Origin of the sequence: Chitinophaga sp. W3I9 (assembly GCF_050434025.1) — a bacterium.
Lineage (GTDB): Bacteria > Bacteroidota > Bacteroidia > Chitinophagales > Chitinophagaceae > Chitinophaga.
In genome coordinates, this window is sequence record NZ_JBNPWC010000001.1 from 4703154 (window position 1) to 4720003 (window position 16850).

General features: G+C 47.0%; 15 protein-coding genes. 3 read left to right on the plus strand and 12 right to left on the minus strand.

Going from position 1 to position 16850, the window contains the following annotated elements; translation table 11 throughout:
* Nucleotides 1-88: 88 nt before the first annotated feature.
* A complete protein-coding gene (locus tag QFZ51_RS19230) occupies nucleotides 89-607 on the plus strand; it encodes a peroxiredoxin (protein WP_370913152.1) in 519 nt (172 codons plus the stop codon).
* A gap of 8 nt (nucleotides 608-615) precedes the next feature.
* Here QFZ51_RS19230 and QFZ51_RS19235 read toward each other — a convergent pair whose 3' ends face one another.
* From QFZ51_RS19235 to prfB, 4 genes are all read right to left on the minus strand, one after another.
* Entirely contained in the window at nucleotides 616-1347 is a 732-nt protein-coding gene (locus QFZ51_RS19235) for a hypothetical protein (RefSeq protein WP_429048073.1), read from the minus strand.
* A 15-nt stretch (nucleotides 1348-1362) separates the two neighbouring features.
* Nucleotides 1363-1737 (minus strand): hypothetical protein, encoded by a 375-nt coding sequence (locus QFZ51_RS19240; protein ID WP_429048075.1) that lies wholly within the window; start codon nucleotides 1735-1737, stop codon nucleotides 1363-1365.
* 86 nt (nucleotides 1738-1823) lie between these two features.
* The gene (gene pruA / locus QFZ51_RS19245; protein ID WP_429048077.1) at nucleotides 1824-3455 is read right to left on the minus strand and encodes an L-glutamate gamma-semialdehyde dehydrogenase; all 1632 of its coding nucleotides are present in this window, start codon (nucleotides 3453-3455) and stop codon (nucleotides 1824-1826) included.
* Between the two features lie 151 nt (nucleotides 3456-3606).
* Nucleotides 3607-4702 (minus strand): peptide chain release factor 2 gene (gene prfB, locus QFZ51_RS19250; RefSeq protein WP_143313671.1). Its coding sequence is split into 2 segments (ribosomal slippage): nucleotides 3607-4641 and nucleotides 4643-4702, totalling 1095 coding nucleotides; the frame shifts between segments, so codons are not numbered across the junction.
* Between the two features lie 138 nt (nucleotides 4703-4840).
* Here prfB and QFZ51_RS19255 point away from each other — a divergent pair.
* Nucleotides 4841-5644, plus strand: a complete 804-nt coding sequence (locus tag QFZ51_RS19255; RefSeq protein WP_429048078.1) for a hypothetical protein — start codon at nucleotides 4841-4843, stop codon at nucleotides 5642-5644.
* 44 nt (nucleotides 5645-5688) lie between these two features.
* On the plus strand, nucleotides 5689-7344 hold the full coding sequence (pgi, locus tag QFZ51_RS19260) for a glucose-6-phosphate isomerase (protein ID WP_429048079.1): 1656 nt from the start codon (nucleotides 5689-5691) through the stop codon (nucleotides 7342-7344).
* 294 nt (nucleotides 7345-7638) lie between these two features.
* On the opposite strand, the gene QFZ51_RS19265 is transcribed toward pgi, so the two are convergent.
* From QFZ51_RS19265 to QFZ51_RS19300, 8 genes are all read right to left on the minus strand, one after another.
* Nucleotides 7639-8079, minus strand: coding sequence for a DUF3276 family protein (locus QFZ51_RS19265; RefSeq protein ID WP_429048081.1), 441 nt, complete (start codon nucleotides 8077-8079; stop codon nucleotides 7639-7641).
* A 157-nt stretch (nucleotides 8080-8236) separates the two neighbouring features.
* The gene (locus tag QFZ51_RS19270; protein ID WP_429048082.1) at nucleotides 8237-10033 is read right to left on the minus strand and encodes an ABC transporter ATP-binding protein; all 1797 of its coding nucleotides are present in this window, start codon (nucleotides 10031-10033) and stop codon (nucleotides 8237-8239) included.
* Nucleotides 10034-10311: 278 nt separating this feature from the next.
* On the minus strand, nucleotides 10312-10890 hold the full coding sequence (locus QFZ51_RS19275) for an LpqN/LpqT family lipoprotein (protein WP_429048084.1): 579 nt from the start codon (nucleotides 10888-10890) through the stop codon (nucleotides 10312-10314).
* 53 nt (nucleotides 10891-10943) lie between these two features.
* Entirely contained in the window at nucleotides 10944-11873 is a 930-nt protein-coding gene (locus QFZ51_RS19280; protein WP_429048085.1) for a phosphoribosylaminoimidazolesuccinocarboxamide synthase, read from the minus strand.
* Between the two features lie 292 nt (nucleotides 11874-12165).
* Nucleotides 12166-13515 carry an exonuclease domain-containing protein gene (locus QFZ51_RS19285; RefSeq protein ID WP_429048087.1) on the minus strand — a complete coding sequence of 450 codons (1350 nt, stop codon included), beginning with the start codon at nucleotides 13513-13515 and terminating at the stop codon, nucleotides 12166-12168.
* Nucleotides 13516-13518: 3 nt separating this feature from the next.
* A complete protein-coding gene (locus QFZ51_RS19290) occupies nucleotides 13519-14694 on the minus strand; it encodes an ABC transporter permease (RefSeq protein ID WP_429048089.1) in 1176 nt (391 codons plus the stop codon).
* A complete protein-coding gene (locus QFZ51_RS19295; RefSeq protein ID WP_429048091.1) occupies nucleotides 14687-15853 on the minus strand; it encodes an ABC transporter permease in 1167 nt (388 codons plus the stop codon). Before QFZ51_RS19295 ends, QFZ51_RS19290 begins: the two co-directional genes overlap by 8 nt.
* Complete coding sequence (locus QFZ51_RS19300) at nucleotides 15853-16842, minus strand: HlyD family secretion protein (protein WP_429048093.1); 990 nt, start codon at nucleotides 16840-16842, stop codon at nucleotides 15853-15855. The genes QFZ51_RS19295 and QFZ51_RS19300 overlap by 1 nt, the downstream gene beginning before the upstream one ends.
* Between the last annotated feature and the right edge of the window lie 8 nt (nucleotides 16843-16850).

The window sequence follows — 16850 nt, forward strand, 5'->3', positions numbered from 1 at the left end:
GGCTTGCTGCCTTATAGTTACACAAAAAAATCAATATGACCCGTTGCTCCTCTACTCTTCGTACTTTAGCAGTATCAATAAACGGGGTATGAAACTTTTAAAGATCATTTTAGCTATGACCGCCTTTCTGCAATTATGGGGATGTAAATCCCAGGGACAATTAAAAACAGGGGATAAAATTCCAGCCTTTTCGCTACAGGATCAGAATGGAAAAACTTTTGATATCAATACCGTATTAGGCAAACAGCCATTGGTCATTTACTTCTATCCGAAAGATGAAACCAGTGTATGCACCAAAGAAGCATGTTCATTCCGTGATTCGTACCAGGACTTTCAGAAGTACGGCGCACTGGTAATCGGCATCAGTGCCGATAACGTGGCTTCGCATCGCAGTTTTGCCACGCATCATAATCTTCCTTTCACCCTGCTCAGTGATCCGAAAAATGAAGTACGCAAATTATTTGGTGTGCCTAAAACTTTTGTGATACCGGGTCGTGTGACTTATATCGTAGATAAGAATGGCGTGATTGTGCATGAATTTAATTCGCTGCGTGATGGAGAGAAACATGTAACAGAGTCGCTGGCGGCGTTGCAGAAGTTGCAGTGAGTGATGCCTCAAGGCATCACTATTTCATTTACCTGTACAGAAAGATGTGCTGCCAGTTCCCCGTCATCATTATCCAGTGGATAGGCAGTTAAATACTTTAGACGGCCTGTTTCCCCATTAGGATTAAAGAAAAATCTTCCGGGATTACTATAGGTTGTCAATACCTTTGCTGTAAGTGATGAATTAGAGAGGTTAATCAGAAGTCCGAAGGTGATCTGGCTGAACTTACCTACCGCTTGTAAGTTATTACCTGTAATAACAAGGTAATCAGCATTATTACTATGGAATGTGTATACGCTATTCAACGTAAGATCTGATGCTGCCTGGTTTTCATTGGATGACTCCCATAACCATCTGTCTATTTTTCTATCGTTAATGATTAGCTTAACAGCAGTTGGTTCCGTATAACCTGAAAAATATTCATAATGAATATTGTACTGCTCATTTTGCAAATCGACCCGCTTTAATAGTTTTTCTCCCATCACTTCTTCCGTCTCCTTCATTTTAACTTCCAGTTCTTTTTCGAAGGAACGCTGTAAATGATATTTCTCCCGCAGGAAATTATCGAGATCCTTGACGGGAATCTCAGTGGGTTCTCCGGTTACTTTACTGAATACAATTTGTGGGGATTTGATAACCTGTTTTACGGGAGCAGGCTGAATGATTTTATCTGCAGGTTCTTTGTGGTGTATACTACAACCTGCCAGGGATAATGAAATGAAGATAAAAAGCTGTCTCATGGGTATCTTAAGATACTACAACTTTCTCATATCCTTAAATGTGGAAATCTCTTCCTTAAGCGCAAACAGCTGCATGCCCCATATGATCCCTAGCACCAACGCAAAAGCTACCAGCGCCAGGGACAAAGATACCTGCATAAAGCTGCCTTCTTCACGGTTGGTGAGGGTTATAACGCGGATAAGCGCAATGAGGCCCACGCCAAAGAAGATAGCCGCTTTAGTTCCTTTTTTACGCAGTTGTTTCTTAAAATACTCATCAAAAGCGCCGGCGGCAGCGATGCTGGCTTCGGGCTGCGGCGTTCCGTCGGCGAGCAGTAATTGTTCAAGGTCTGCTACGCGGTAATGCTCATGAGGTGTTGAGAAGTATTTTTGTAAGATATCTGCCTGCATAATTCCTGGATACTGAATGAGGATGCAAGGTACAAAAAAGGCGATGGATATAGATCCACCGCCCGCATATAAATCATGAACATTTACTAAGCTTCTTTCAGGAACGGGTACCGGTAATCGGTAGCCGGTACAAAAGTTTCTTTGATGCTCCTGGCGCTTAACCAGCGATAGAGGTTCAGCATAGAGCCTGCTTTATCGTTGGTACCAGAAGCGCGGGCGCCGCCAAATGGCTGCTGCCCTACTACTGCGCCGGTTGGCTTGTCGTTGATGTAGAAGTTACCGGCGCTGTTTACCAGGGTGCGGGTAGCCAGTTCCACTGCATAACGGTCCTGCGCAATGATGGCACCGGTTAAAGCATACTCGGAGGTACTGTCTACCACCTGCATGATTTCTTCAAATTTCTCTGCGTCGTACACGTGGATCGTTAATACGGGTCCGAAAATTTCCTCACACATAGTGATGTATTTCGGATCGGTAGTTTCGATAACAGTAGGCTCAATAAAGTAACCTTCAGCTTTGTTGTAATTACCACCGGCAATGATCTTTACTGCCGGATCTTTCTTTGCATTGTCGATGTATTGCGCGATCTTATCGAAAGAGCGTTCATCGATCACTGCGTTGATGAAGTTGCTGAAATCTTCGGTGCTGCCCATTTTCATGGTTTTCAGCTCCGCAACTAATTTTGATTTTATATCGTCAGCAAGATTGTTTGGTATGTATGCACGGGAGGCGGCAGAACATTTCTGTCCCTGGTATTCAAAAGCGCCGCGGGCCAAAGCGGTAACGGCGATGTCAACATCCGCTGATTTGTGGATCAGTACGAAGTCTTTACCACCTGTTTCACCAACGATGCGCGGGTAAGTTTTGTATTTGTGGATGTTTTCACCGATGGTTTTCCACATGGTCTGAAATACGCCGGTAGAGCCGGTGAAATGGATACCTGCAAAGTGAGGATCTGCGAAGCAAACGTCGCCGACAACGGGACCGTTGGCATACACGAGGTTGATAACGCCATCGGGCAGGCCTGCTTCGATCAGTACCTTCATGATCACCTGTGCGGCAAACACCTGTGTATTGGCGGGTTTCCATACTACTACATTACCGCACATAGCAGCAGACGTAGGCAGATTACCGGCAATAGCGGTGAAGTTGAACGGTGTAACGGCCAGTACAAACCCTTCCAGCGGGCGGTATTCTACCCTGTTATGGATACCGGGGGCGCAAACCGGCTGCTGGCGGTATATTTCGCTCAGGAAGTGTACGTTGTAGCGGAGGAAGTCGATCAGTTCACATGCGCTGTCAATTTCAGCCTGGTAAGGATTCTTACTCTGGCCCAGCATGGTAGCGGCATTGATGTGATAGCGGTATTTGGTGGCCAGGAGTTCGGCAGCGCGCAGGAAGATGCCGGCGCGTTGTTCCCAGTCCATATTGGCCCATTTTTCACGTGCCTCCAGCGCTGCTGCGATGGCGGTTTTCACATGAGACGCATCGCCCATATGGAAGTGACCTAATTTGTGTTTGATTTCGTGGGGAGGGCGCAGATCAACGGTGTTTCCGGTGCGGATTTCTTTACCCCCGATATACATGGGTATATCTGCTACTTCGCTTTTGAAGGCGGCTAATTGTTTCTTTAATGCAATTCTCTCAGCAGAACCGGGTGCATAAGACAACACAGGCTCATTAGCAGGCGCTGCGTACTCAAAGTATCCTGTATTCATTGTATCCTAATTTTTATATTTGTTTATTTGATCATTTGTAAACCTGGAGGCCCACAAACAATCAAATAAACAAATGACTACGAGTATTGTTTCCGCAGCAAAATTAAGTTATACAACGCCTACGCGCTTATTAATAATTAGTCGATACTTATTAATTATTGTCCTCTTCCTTCTGCATCATCAGGTATGCTTTCACAAAGCCGTTCAGGTCGCCGTCCATTACAGGTCCTACGTTGCCTACTTCAAAGTCGGTGCGATGGTCCTTGATCATTTTATACGGATGGAATACGTATGATCTGATCTGTGATCCCCACTCAATTTTGCGTTTGTTGGCGTTGGCTGCATTTTTCAGTTCTTCCCTTTTGCGAATCTCTTCTTCATACAGGCGTGATTTCAGCATGGTGAGCGCTTTTTCACGGTTCTCTCCCTGCGTACGTGCCTGCTGGCATTCGATGATGATACCGGACGGGATGTGCTTCAAACGTACCGCTGTTTCTACCTTGTTTACGTTCTGTCCGCCCTTACCACCTGAACGGTAAAATTCCCATTCCAGGTCTGCCGGGTTCACAGCGATCTCGATAGTATTGTCTACTAACGGATATACATATACGGAGGCGAAAGAAGTATGTCTGCGTGCATTGGAATCGAAAGGTGAAATACGGACGAGGCGGTGTACACCGCTTTCCGCTTTCAGATGACCATATGCAAAGTCGCCATCAAATTCCAGTGTAGCGGATTTAATACCGGCTCCATCTCCATACTGTGTATCAATTTCTGATACTTTCCATCCCTGCTTTTCGCCATACATGCGGTACATGCGCAGCAGCATTTCGGCCCAATCCTGGCTTTCCGTGCCGCCTGCACCGGAGTTAATGGTTAATACTGCGGGCATTTCATCTTCCGGCTGGTTGAGGGTGGATTTAAATTCCAGGTCGTCCAGCGCTGCTACTGCAGCATTGTAGGCCTGTTCTACCTCTTCTTCCGTTGCTTCCCCTTCTTTGAAAAAATCGTTCAGTACAGCGCTGTCGTCAATAGCAGCGTTCACCTGATCGTAAAGGTCTACCCAATATTTGTTAACCTTTATTTCCTTCAGAATCGAAGTGGCTCTGACGTTGTCGTCCCAGAAACCAGGCGCCAGGCTTAGTTGTTTGTCGTTTTCTATTTTTGCTAATCGGTCAGGTACGTTAAAGAAAACCTCCCAGGACATATAAACGGTCCCTCATAGCTTTAAGTTGCTCAGCTGTCATAGCTGGCAAATGTATGGAAAAAATGGAGATATATACTAACGGCTTTCAAACTTTGTTGTGATTGTTTACTTTAGCATAATTTTTGTGTTGTAACACGGTAACCAATGTCACTAATATTATAAAAAGCACCCATCCGTTATGGTGAGCCATGAAACCCTCCACTTTAAAAACCGGTCCATCTTCAACACGCTAGGTTTTATTATCATGATAGCCGCAAACGCACTGGCAGTGCTGCTTCCCATCAATGGTAAAACAACCGCACAGATTTCGGAAGAATACCCTAACCTTTTTATACCGGCGGGAATTACGTTCTCTATCTGGAGTGTTATCTATCTTTCTTTAACGGCATTTATCATATATCAATTATGGTTATCTTTCTCTAATAAACAACCTGCAACGCTGGCATATGTGATGCAGCGTATGAAAGACTGGTTCCTCATTTCCTGTGTGGCCAATGCCTGCTGGCTGTTTGCCTGGCATTATCACCTGATACCTGTGAGCGTGGCTATCATGGTGATCCTCCTGATTTCACTGATCATCGTACATCTCAACTTTGGTATCGGCATCGCTCCTGCTACGCTGACGGAGAAATTATTTATTCATATTCCTTTCAGCATCTACCTTGGATGGATTTCTATTGCCACCATCGCTAATATCACGGCGCTGCTGGTATACACCGGGTGGGAAGGCAGCCGCCATTCCCAGGTGCTGTGGGCTATTGCCATGATCAGCGTGGGTACCCTGCTGAGTATAGCCATGGTGCTGCTTCGCAACAATATCACCTATGCCCTTGTTATTGTGTGGGCCTTCTATGGTATCCTGCTGAAGAGAAGGGCTGCCGACACCATGGATGAGAACCCCATCATCCATACCTGCATTATTGCCATTGGCGTGATTGCCATAACAATTTCCTGGCAATTGTACAGGAAACAGAAATCATGAATCTAAAAGATTATTTTTGATGCGCATTTAATATATACACGACTATGTTTCCATCTACCAATCCAACAACCACCAAATCGTGGGACGCCTTAAAGAAGCACGCAGAAGAAATGAAAAAGGTACATATGCGTGCCTTGTTTATGGAAAACAAAGAACGCTTCAGTGAGTTTTCCCTGAAATTTGAAGACATCCTTTTCGACTACTCCAAGAATATTATTACGGAAGATACCCGCAGCCTGTTATTAGGACTGGCAGCAGAATGCGGCGTACCGGATGCGATCAAAGCGATGTTTGGCGCAGAAAAAATAAACGTTACAGAAAACCGTGCTGTACTGCATACCGCTTTACGCAACACATCAGATAAACCTGTTTTACTGGATGGCCGCGATGTAATGCCTGATGTAAAAGCAGTATTGAACAAAATGGATCACATCTGCCGGCAGATACACTCCGGCGAATGGAAAGGATACACGGGTAAGCCTATACGTTATATCGTAAATATCGGTATCGGTGGTTCCGACCTCGGCCCGGTGATGGTTACGGAAGCGCTGAAACCATACTGGAAACCTAACATACAAACCTATTTTGTATCTAACGTAGATGGCACGCACATCGCCGAAACCCTGAAAAAAGTTACACCGGACGAAACCTTGTTCCTCATCGCCTCCAAAACATTTACCACCCAGGAAACCATGACCAACGCCCACACCGCACGCAACTGGTTCCTGGAACACGCGGAAGATGAGAAATTTGTAGCCAAACATTTTGCCGCTTTATCTACCAACGAAAAAGCAGTAACAGCCTTTGGCATCGATCCAAAAAATATGTTTGAATTCTGGGATTGGGTTGGCGGCCGCTATTCCCTGTGGTCCGCTATCGGCTTATCCATTGCACTCACCATCGGATACGACAACTTCACGCAGCTACTTGATGGCGCACATGCAGTGGACAGGCACTTCGCCGATACACCACCGGAACAGAATATACCTATTATCATGGCGCTGATTGGCCTGTGGTATGGTAATTTCTTCGGCAGCGCCACAGAAGCCATATTGCCATACGACCAGTACATGCACCGCTTTGCTGCTTATTTCCAGCAAGGCAATATGGAAAGCAATGGTAAATCCACCGATCGTACAGGCCACACCGTTAGTTATGAAACCGGCCCTATCGTTTGGGGCGAACCAGGCACCAATGGTCAACATGCTTTCTACCAGCTCATCCACCAGGGCACCCGCCTGATTCCCTGCGACTTTATCGCACCGGCTATCAGCCACAATCCCATCGGTGATCATCATGTGAAGCTATTGTCGAACTTTTTTGCACAAACAGAAGCGCTGATGAATGGTAAAACGGAAGCAGAGGTACGTGCTGAACTGGAGAAGTCCGGCGCTTCGGCAGAAGAAATGGCGAATATCCTGCCATCGAAAATTTTCCCTGGCAACCGCCCCACCAACTCCTTCCTGGTAAAGGAAATAACCCCCCGCTCCCTGGGTTCACTGATCGCCCTCTACGAACACAAGATCTTTGTTCAGGGCGTGATCTGGAACATTTACAGCTTCGACCAATGGGGCGTGGAACTCGGCAAACAATTAGCCAGCAAAATATTACCCGAACTGGAAAACAACGACATCATACTTAACCACGATGCGAGCACCAATGGCCTGATCAACGCGTGGAAGCATATGCGCACGGCGTAATTGTTCGCCTCCGGCGAACGCGGATGTTGTCTTTCCCGCTGATTACGCTGATTTTACTGATTTAGGGATTTGATCACTTTGGATTTTAAATGATTAGAGGAGATATGAGCGGATATTTTCGCTTATATCTCCTCTAATCATTTAAAATCCTTTATAAAATCAAAAAAAACAAAATCATAGTAATCAGTATAATCAGCGTAATCAGCGGGAAAGACAAAATCCGCGTAATAAAAAACCCCCGGAGAAATCCGGGGGTTGCCTATTATTTTTTGTAAAAATCTTTAAGTAAAAATCTTACCATTTGTCTACCTCGTCTGAGCTATGTGAAGCCGGGGCGGCTACTGACGCCTCAACAGGTACTTCTACCTCAACAGGGGCTACTGAAGCGCTAACTTCAACTCCTTCTGTTTCTGTTTCGTCCTGTTCTTCCTGCACATAATCATGGTTGTAGGCATCAAAGTCGAAATCGGGCATCAACTCAGTTTTCACATAGTTGATGGTTTCGGTCAGTGCGTTCAGGAACTTGTTGAAGTCCTCCTTGTACAGGAATACTTTGTGCCTGTCATAACCGTTGTCATTAAAACGCTTCTTACTTTCTGTTATAGTAAGAAAATAGTCGTTTCCCCGAGTGGTCTTTACATCAAAGAAGTACGTTCTTCTTTTGCCCGCTTTCAATCGTTTAGAAAAGATGCTATCATTGTTTCTTTCCTGTTGATTGTTGTTTTCGTACGCCACAGTTGATAGATTTAAGTGTTAACGAATCAAATCCTGTTACAATAAGAGACAAATATACTATTGTTTTACAAATATCAAAATATTTTTAAATGATTTTGAAAAATCATAAAAGCCACGTGTAACGGGCTGCGGCAGGGAATATACAAGCACGTGATTGCTACTCACTTACACTTTCTTCGTCGCCGGATTGCTGACGCGCGTACAGCTCTGCGTAGTATCCGTTCAATGACAATAAATCATTATGTGTTCCCTGCTCTACAATTTTTCCTTCATCGAGTACGATTATGCTATCGAACTCAAACAAGGCAAATATCCGGTGAGTGATGATAATGGCTGTCTTATTTTTCAGATAGGCATACAGGTTACCTATAATCTCTTTTTCGGTCCGGGCATCAACAGCGGAGAGGCAGTCGTCGAAAATGAGGATGTCCGGGTCCTTGATCAGCGCCCTCGCAATGGAGATCCGCTGTTTCTGGCCACCGCTCAGCGTTACGCCCCTCTCCCCGATGGCGGTATCAAAGCCTTCGTTGAAACCCAGGATGTCTTTCTCCACGGAAGCCTGCCTGGCAGCGGTTTGCACCGCCTGGATACTGGCGCTAGGATCGCCAAAACGGATGTTATTGGCGATGCTGTCGGAAAACAGGAACACATCCTGCGGCACATAACTGATCTGGCTACGCAAATCGGCCAGCCGCAGGTGACGGATATCTTGGTCGTCTACCATCACCTTCCCCTCCTGCGGATCGTACATCCGGATAAGCAGTTGCGCCAGCGTACTTTTTCCGGACCCGGTTCTGCCAATAACGGCCACCTTCTGCCCCGGTTTGATATCCAGGTTAAAATCGCTGATGGCGGTAATCCCCGTATGCGGATAAGTGAAAGTCACGTTTTCCAGCCGCACCCCTCCTTTCAGCTTCACCGTTTTCGCATCCGGTTCATCCTTCACCGTAGGCGCTATCTGTAAAAATTCGTTTATACGTTGCTGTGAGGCCGCCGCACGCTGTATCATGGACGCCACCATCCCGATAGAAAAGAACGGGAACATCAGCATGTTTACATAGATCACAAATTCCGCCAGGTTGCCCACAGTAATATTTCCCTTGATTACCTGAATACCACCTATGAAAATAGTGAGGATCACGCTCAGGCCAATCATCAGCGCCATAGTGGGCTGAAACAGGGCGTCTGTTTTAGCCAGGCTGATAGAGCTGTCTTTATACGCTTCGCTCGCTTCTTCAAAATGGCGTGCGCTGGCATCTTCCTGGATATATGATTTTATTACGCGGATACCGGAATAAGATTCCTGCGCAATGGAAGTAATATTGGATAACTGCGACTGGATCTTTTCGCTTTTGCGGTGAATGATCCTGTTCACATAATAAATGGTTAAGGCAAGGAAAGGCAATGGCGACAAGGTATACAGCGTCAGCAAAGGATTCACCTCCAGCATCAGGTATACAATGATCACGATGAGAAATACAGTCCGCGATGCGTACATGATAGCAGGACCTACATACATGCGTACCCGTGATACATCTTCCGTAATACGGCTCATCAGGTCGCCGGTACGATGCATCTTAAAAAAGTTAAGATCCAGCTTCTGATAATGCTGGTAAATTTCATTCTTCAGATCGTACTCGATATGACGGCTCATTACAATCAGCGTTTGCCGTTGCAGGAATAAAAAGAATCCGCTCAGCAATGCAAACAGCAGGATACTCACCCCGTAAAACGCCAGTACATGCGTGAAATCCGCACGGAAGGCCACCTTCAGCGCAGTATTGTCCAGCAGCCGGTATTCATCTATATTATGCGCCAGCAGGTCAAAGATCTGGCGTACCATGATAGGCTGGAAGACACTGAACACAATGGATATAGCGGTAAACAACAGTCCAAGGATCAGCAGCCATTTATTGGTAAGAAAGTATTTATTAAGCGCGGCAAGGTGTTTCAACGGTCGTCAATTTGCAAACAAAAATAAGGCATTCGAAGCATAAAGGAGAAGACCGCGGATTTTGTCTTTCTCGCTGATTACGCTGATTATACTGATTAGTTTGATTTTTACTTTTGGATTTTATAAAGGATTAAGGGAGATAGAAGCGGATATATTCGCTCTTATCTCCCTTAATTATTACTTGAGGAAAATCTAAAAATCAAAAAAAATCCAAAAGTAAAAATCAAACTAATCAGTATAATCAGCGTAATCAGCGAGAAAGACAAAATCCGCCTATTTTACTTTGCGGTAAAAGACCCCAGGATCTCTTCCAGCGCTGGTTCATATTTTGCCAGGTCGTCGGCGAGTGTGGTGAGGGTAATGGCGTAGGCGATATTATTTTTTACCAGGATGGTTACCTCTCCGTTGAGCAGGGTACCGCTTTCACGGTGGGCATACTGGCATTTCATCCATTTGGCTTTTGCGCCGGTGACCATGCGTTCGCCGGTATCGATCTTTTTATAATCCACGAAGAAACTTTCCATTTCTTTTTGGGTGCTTTCCATCACCTTATCCAGCGTAAATCCTTTCTTCAGTTCCTGCGTAACAATATTTACATTGGCCTGAAAGGTACTATCATCGGTTACCGGCGCCATCATAAACGTATATTCTATCCGGCTCATCACGGTATCTATCTTCGTCCAGCCGGCGGGGGTATTTACGGTAAAGGTTCCTCTGCCGGCATTCATGCCCGGCGATTTTCCAGCCAGTTCCAGTACTTCCTCGCTGCTTAATTCTTTAGGGGATTTGGAGGTGTTGTTGCAGGCGGCAAAGCTTAACAAACAAACTACCGCGGGGATCAATAATTGTAATTTCATCGTGCACAAAGGGATAAAAACCGCTCCGGCATTGCACCGGAGCGATCGAATGATTATAAACTTTTAAGTGCAGCTATTATCCTGGATTCTGCATCCGCAGCCGCTACTTCTTCTTTCACAAATTTCTGACCGGTAATATTTTCAAACAGTTCAATGTAGCGCTCGCTTACGCTCGTTACAAATTCGTCTGTCATTTCCGGTACCTGCTGACCGTCTTTACCCTGGAAACCGTTTGCCATCAGCCACTCACGCACGAATTCCTTACTGAGCTGTTTCTGCTGGGCGCCGTTCTTCTGGTTCTCTTCATAACCTTCCGCGTAGAAATAGCGGGAAGAGTCGGGCGTATGAATTTCGTCGATTACATAAATGGTATCGCCGATCTTACCGAATTCATATTTTGTATCCACCAGGATCAGTCCGCGTTTGGCGGCCATTTCCTTACCTCTTTCAAATAAAGCGAGGGTGTACTTTTCGAGTTGCTCGTAGTCTTCCTTGCTTACCAGTCCCTGCGAAATGATCTCATCACGGGAAATATCCTCATCATGACCTTCATGTGCTTTGGTGGTTGGAGTAATGATGGGCGACGGGAAGAAGTCGTTTTCCTTCAGTCCTTCCGGCATGGTTACACCACACAATACCCGCTCACCGGATTTGTAAGTTCTCCAGGCGTGACCGGTCAGGTTACCGCGTACCACCATTTCCACCGGGAAAGTTTCACATTTCAGCCCGATAGTTACATTAGGCAGCGGAGAAGATTTTACCCAGTTAGGAACGATATCCTTGGTCGCTTCCAGCATAATGGCCGCAACCTGGTTCAGTACCTGTCCTTTAAAGGGGATCGGGCGTGGCAGTACCACATCAAATGCAGAGATGCGATCGCTTACTACCATTACCATCAGCCTGTCTTCAATGGTGTAAACATCGCGTACTTTTCCTTTGTAAAAGGCAGTTTGACCTGGTAATTTGAAACTTGACTCTAACATGAATAAAAAAATATTAATAATTAAAAATGAAAATCACTTTTACGAGATGCAAAAGTAATCATGAATCAGGTGATTTATAACGATCGTGTATTTTTTTTCTTAGCGGAGGTTGTCTTTCTCACTGATTACGCTGATTATGCTGATTACTTTGATTTTACTTTTTGGATTTTATAAGGATTTTAATGGATTGGGAGATATTCGCTTATATCTCCCAAAATCATTTAAAATCCAAAGTGATCAAATCTCTAAATCAGTAAAATCAACGTAATCAGCGAGAAAGACAAAATCCGCATCACCGGCTGTTGCCGGCATAAGGCCGGAGCAGGCTGATGATCACTTCGTTTTCGGCGTAAGGGGTCAGGTAGTCGCGGACGTGGGCGGCTTCGGCGGTATTCACTTCTGCAGGGATATAGCCCATTCCATAAAAGCGGCCCTTTTCCATCAGGATACAGCTTTTCTCGCTGCTGTTGCGGCCTTTGTCTACGATAATCACGGAGGGTTGTTGCTCCTGTAAAAATGCAATCGCCGCTTTCATGCGCTCATTATAGCTTTCCGGCTTTTCCACCTTATCGCAGGCGCCATTACAGGTGCCGGCGGTAATGCCCGCACAGGTGCCATTGCCCTTTTGCAGGAAGCAGAGTTTGGGACACAGTTGGAACTCCTTTATGAGGGAGCGCAGCAGCCGGTGACCGTCTATCAGCAGGTTAAAGCTGTGTACAGGGTGCGAATACTTCCGCTTCTTTTCTATAACCAGTCGCAGGTATCCCTGCTGGTCTTCAAACAGGTAAAATCCATACCTGAACTCCACCCGCTTCTGGGCATAGTTAAAAATTGGCCACAGGCGCTTTATCTCCACCGACTCCAGGATGCAGGCCATTAATTCGGTAGCCGTTTCCTGGTAGGAAATGCGGTGAATAGTACGCAGGAAATTCTGCCGCTGGCGGCTGGCGCTATGCCCGGTAAAATGGCTGTTTACCCGTTTACCCAGGTCCTTTGCCTTGCCTACGTATACTACTTTGTCTTTGTGGTCATGGAAATAATAAACACCCGGGTGGGCCGGCAGTCCTTTCACCTGGTCCGGTGGCAGGTTAGGCGGCAGGAACTGTTCCTTTGATCCCACCTTCAGCATGGAAGCAATTACCTTTTCTTTATCGTTGGCCAGCAGCATCCCGAAAAGCACGGTGGTGGCTTCGGCATCGCCGCCGGCCCGGTGCCGGCCATTAACTGGTATGCTGAAATGGCGGCAGATATTACCCAGGCTATATGATTTCAGCCCCGGGAAGATCTTGCGTCCCAGCCGTACCGTGCACAGTTTCTTACATTGCAGGTCGAAGCCCGCATTGGCCAGCTGGTGCTTTATAAATGAGTAATCGAAGTTTACATTATGGGCTACAAAGATCCGGTCTTTCAACAGGTCGTATAATAACGGGGCGATAGCCTCAAAGGGAGGTGCATCCGCCACCATACTGTTGCTGATGCCCGTTAACGACTCTATGTAATAAGGAATGGGGATTCCGGGGTTTACCAGGGTTTGGTAATGCTGCGTCACTTCGTTCCCGTTGTACAGGAAAACGGCGATCTCCGTTATACCATTGGCGCTGGCATGCCCGCCTGTCGTTTCAATATCTACAATTGCATACATCCGTTACAAAGATATGGATTGTTGCCGCTTATTCAAACGCCTTAATCCAAGTAATGCCAGCAGGGTATAAAACCCCGACAGCGCCAGCAAATGTAATACGGAAGAAGCATTATCCGCCAGGGTGCCGCCCATTTGCACAATGGACTGGTACACTTTCAGGAACGGTGTGGTAGGCACCATGGACGATAACCACTGCAGTGGTACCGGCAGGGATTCATATGGCCATGCATAACCCGCAATGAGGAATACCGGGTAGGTGGAAAACACCATCATCTGCGCCGCCATCAGCTGACTGCGGAACATAGTGCCCAGCCATATTCCCAGGGGGATGAGTGAGAAAAAGAAAAGGAAGAACACCACTGCCACATCCAGCACCCGTCCGCGGAAAGGGATGTTCAGGGTCGTATAGTTGACCGTCATAAAGAAAAACGCATAGCAGCAAAAAAGCACCAAATAAAAAAGTCCTTTCCCCCAGAGGGTGGCCGATAAGCCGCCACCGCCGGTTTTCACCAGTTCATGCACGCGCCCTTTTTCCTTGTCGAGCGCCATGCTTTCGGAAAGACCTATCAGCAGCGTTTGCTGTAATATCAGCGCCAGCAGTCCCGGTAAAAGGAACGCGCCATAACTGGAGCGTGCATTGTACATCGGCCGGTAGTCGAGGTTCACCGGCTGGGTTTCCCGCATGGCCATCTGGGCATTCAACCCCTGCATTTCGTTATACTTCAGCCTTACCCCTGCCCCTACGGTAAGCGCCAGCGTGGTGATGCCACCGGCCAGTTCGCTGGAAGGCAGAAACCGCGCAGCATTCACGGCCAGCACAATATCGGCCTGTTGCAGGGCCAGCACTTTTTTCTCTACGCCGTGGGGAATGTACAGGTAGCCCTGGCACTCGCCGTAATACATTTTCTCCTGTGCATCCTGCAGGTCCCTGGCGCCTGTTACGGCTGCAATCTGCATTTTGCTTAGTTGCTGCAGGAAGGCGCGGGATAATTCACTTTTGTCGTCGTCCGCCACCGCCAGTAATACTTTCTCTTCTACCTTATAACTATAAATGCTGCCATAGAAAAAAGCATACAGGAGCGGCGCTATCAGCAGGGTAAGCAACAAACTGTGGTCGGTGGCTACCATCCTCACTTCCCGCAGGAACAACCGGGTTATATGATGGAAAAAATTACGCATGCTGTAAGGAAAGTTTATCCAGTTTCCGTTGCAGGAATACCAATGCCACCGGGAATGTAACTGCTATATAGATCAGCAGTTGGCTCGCTTCCTTATATACATACTGCATGGGCAACTCCATAAAATATACTTTGAAGAATCCATCCAGGAAAGGCGTAAACGGCATGAGCCAGGCGTAGTATTGGTCATACCACGGCATGGCCCAGCGGGGAAAAGTAAAACCGCTGAATACAAAGGCCGGGGAAGTATAGAACAGTCCGAGGTCGCAGGCCACCATTACATCGCTTACAATGGCCGATACCATCAATCCTATGCTGATACAGCCGATGATCAGCAAGGTAAAAAGCAGGAAAAGCGGCCAGGAGCCGCCCATTCGTCCGTGCGCAAAAAGTGGGAACACAATACATGTTACCAGGATATAATGCAGCCATCCTACGCTCAGGTGCGCCAAACCTTTGCCCAGCAATACATTGGAGGCTGATCCATTGGCTATTGCATTCAGTTCCGCGAAGGTGCCTCTTTTTTCTTCCAGGTTTAAAGCAAGCACTGTTACCATGATGATCATCATCTGTAGTGCCACTGCAATTAGCCCCGGCACCAGGTATTGCTGGTAGTTGTATTGCGGATTGTATAACATATAAGAGGTGAGTCGGATGGGCTGCACCAGCGCCATCGCCCTGCCGGCAGGCATGCCGGTTTTTACAAACTTCTGTAACGTAACTCCCGAGCCCGCCGTAATCAATACTTTGGCGGCATCCTTATAGATCAGCTTTGCTGTTACTACCGCTGCGGTATTTGTATATACGGTGATATACACCGGTTGACGGCTTTTGATATGATCATCCATTTTCTCCGGGAAATGGACAGCGCCCTGGATCACACCCTGTTCCATCATCTTTTGCAGGGTGATTTCATTATCTACCTGCTGTGTGATATGAATACTCTCCGTTTGCTCCAGCATAAATGCAAACTTGCGCGATAAAGGCGAATGCGATTCATCCCAGATGGCCACCGGGAGGTCACGGGCAAACTGGTTATTATAGATATAGCCATAGAGCAGGCATACCAGTGGCGGCAACACCAGCAGTACGATGTAATGTTCCGGGAGGGTAAGTATGCGCTTCCACTCCCTGATTGCAATATGGAGGATGGAACGCATCATGGCAGTTTCATGGAGGCGGTCATACCAGGGCGCAGACCTTTCACAGCCGCCTGGTTAACAGGTTTCAGGTCTACCGTAAAAGTGCGCAGTTCAAACCTGCCCTGTTCTTTTACCGGTACCCAGTTGGCGAATGTGAGAGAAGGCGCTACCTTATGTACCTCGGCTTCAAAATTCTCCGGATCGCATCCCGGCACCCGCACCTGTACACGGGCCCCCAGCGGGAAACGCTGCATATCATCCTGGCGTATATTGTAGGTAATATGATACGTGGCTGGTTTCTGGATCGTCATCAGCGGGTAGCCAATAGCCACGATCTCCCCTTCTTCTATGACCATGGAAGTGATAATGCCGTCTGACGGCGCATGTATATAAGTGTTATCAGATAATGCTTTGGTGAGTTCATAGCCTTGTTCCGCCTGCCGTACAATGGCTGATGCGGTGGTGATGAGTTCCGGCCGGCTGCCCTGTTGCAGCATATCCATGTTCAGCTTGGCCGTTTCCATTTCTTTTTTCGCGGCTTGTAGTTTGAAGTATACCAGGTCTTTTTCCTGCCCGGAAATCACCTCATCGTTAAAGAGGTTCTGCATACGCTGATAGGTTTTCTGCATCAGCTCATACTGTTGCTGGGTGATATTATAGAGGTTATCGGCTGCTTTGATGGCTTCGGGCCGGGCGCCTTTCTGCAACAGCGTGAGCTGTCCTTTTGCCGCATCTATGGCCGCCTGCGCCTGGTTACGGATAGCATTGATTTCGGTGGAGCGGAGCACCCCCAGCAACTGCCCCTTACGGACGGTATCGCCCTGTTTCACCAGGAGGCTGTCCAGCCGGCCGGGGAATTCTGCCGCCACATCCACGTAGTCGGCGTCCACCATGCCTATCATGGATTCATCTGCAGCTGCCGGCTTCTTCACAAAGAAGATCAGCGCAATCACCAGGATAGCGATGGGGATCAGCAGGGCCCAATAATTTTTAAGTACAGCTCTCATGAAAAAAT

Coding starts and splice junctions, on each gene's coding strand:
- QFZ51_RS19255 (WP_429048078.1), top strand. CDS start 4,841: ATGGTGAGCCATGAAACCCTCCACTTTAAAAACCGGTCCATCTTCAAC.
- pruA (WP_429048077.1), bottom strand. CDS start 3,455: ATGAATACAGGATACTTTGAGTACGCAGCGCCTGCTAATGAGCCTGTG.
- QFZ51_RS19280 (WP_429048085.1), bottom strand. CDS start 11,873: ATGTTAGAGTCAAGTTTCAAATTACCAGGTCAAACTGCCTTTTACAAA.
- pgi (WP_429048079.1), top strand. CDS start 5,689: ATGTTTCCATCTACCAATCCAACAACCACCAAATCGTGGGACGCCTTA.
- QFZ51_RS19300 (WP_429048093.1), bottom strand. CDS start 16,842: ATGAGAGCTGTACTTAAAAATTATTGGGCCCTGCTGATCCCCATCGCT.
- QFZ51_RS19295 (WP_429048091.1), bottom strand. CDS start 15,853: ATGCGTTCCATCCTCCATATTGCAATCAGGGAGTGGAAGCGCATACTT.
- QFZ51_RS19275 (WP_429048084.1), bottom strand. CDS start 10,890: ATGAAATTACAATTATTGATCCCCGCGGTAGTTTGTTTGTTAAGCTTT.
- QFZ51_RS19240 (WP_429048075.1), bottom strand. CDS start 1,737: ATGCAGGCAGATATCTTACAAAAATACTTCTCAACACCTCATGAGCAT.
- QFZ51_RS19230 (WP_370913152.1), top strand. CDS start 89: ATGAAACTTTTAAAGATCATTTTAGCTATGACCGCCTTTCTGCAATTA.
- QFZ51_RS19235 (WP_429048073.1), bottom strand. CDS start 1,347: ATGAGACAGCTTTTTATCTTCATTTCATTATCCCTGGCAGGTTGTAGT.
- QFZ51_RS19285 (WP_429048087.1), bottom strand. CDS start 13,515: ATGTATGCAATTGTAGATATTGAAACGACAGGCGGGCATGCCAGCGCC.
- QFZ51_RS19290 (WP_429048089.1), bottom strand. CDS start 14,694: ATGCGTAATTTTTTCCATCATATAACCCGGTTGTTCCTGCGGGAAGTG.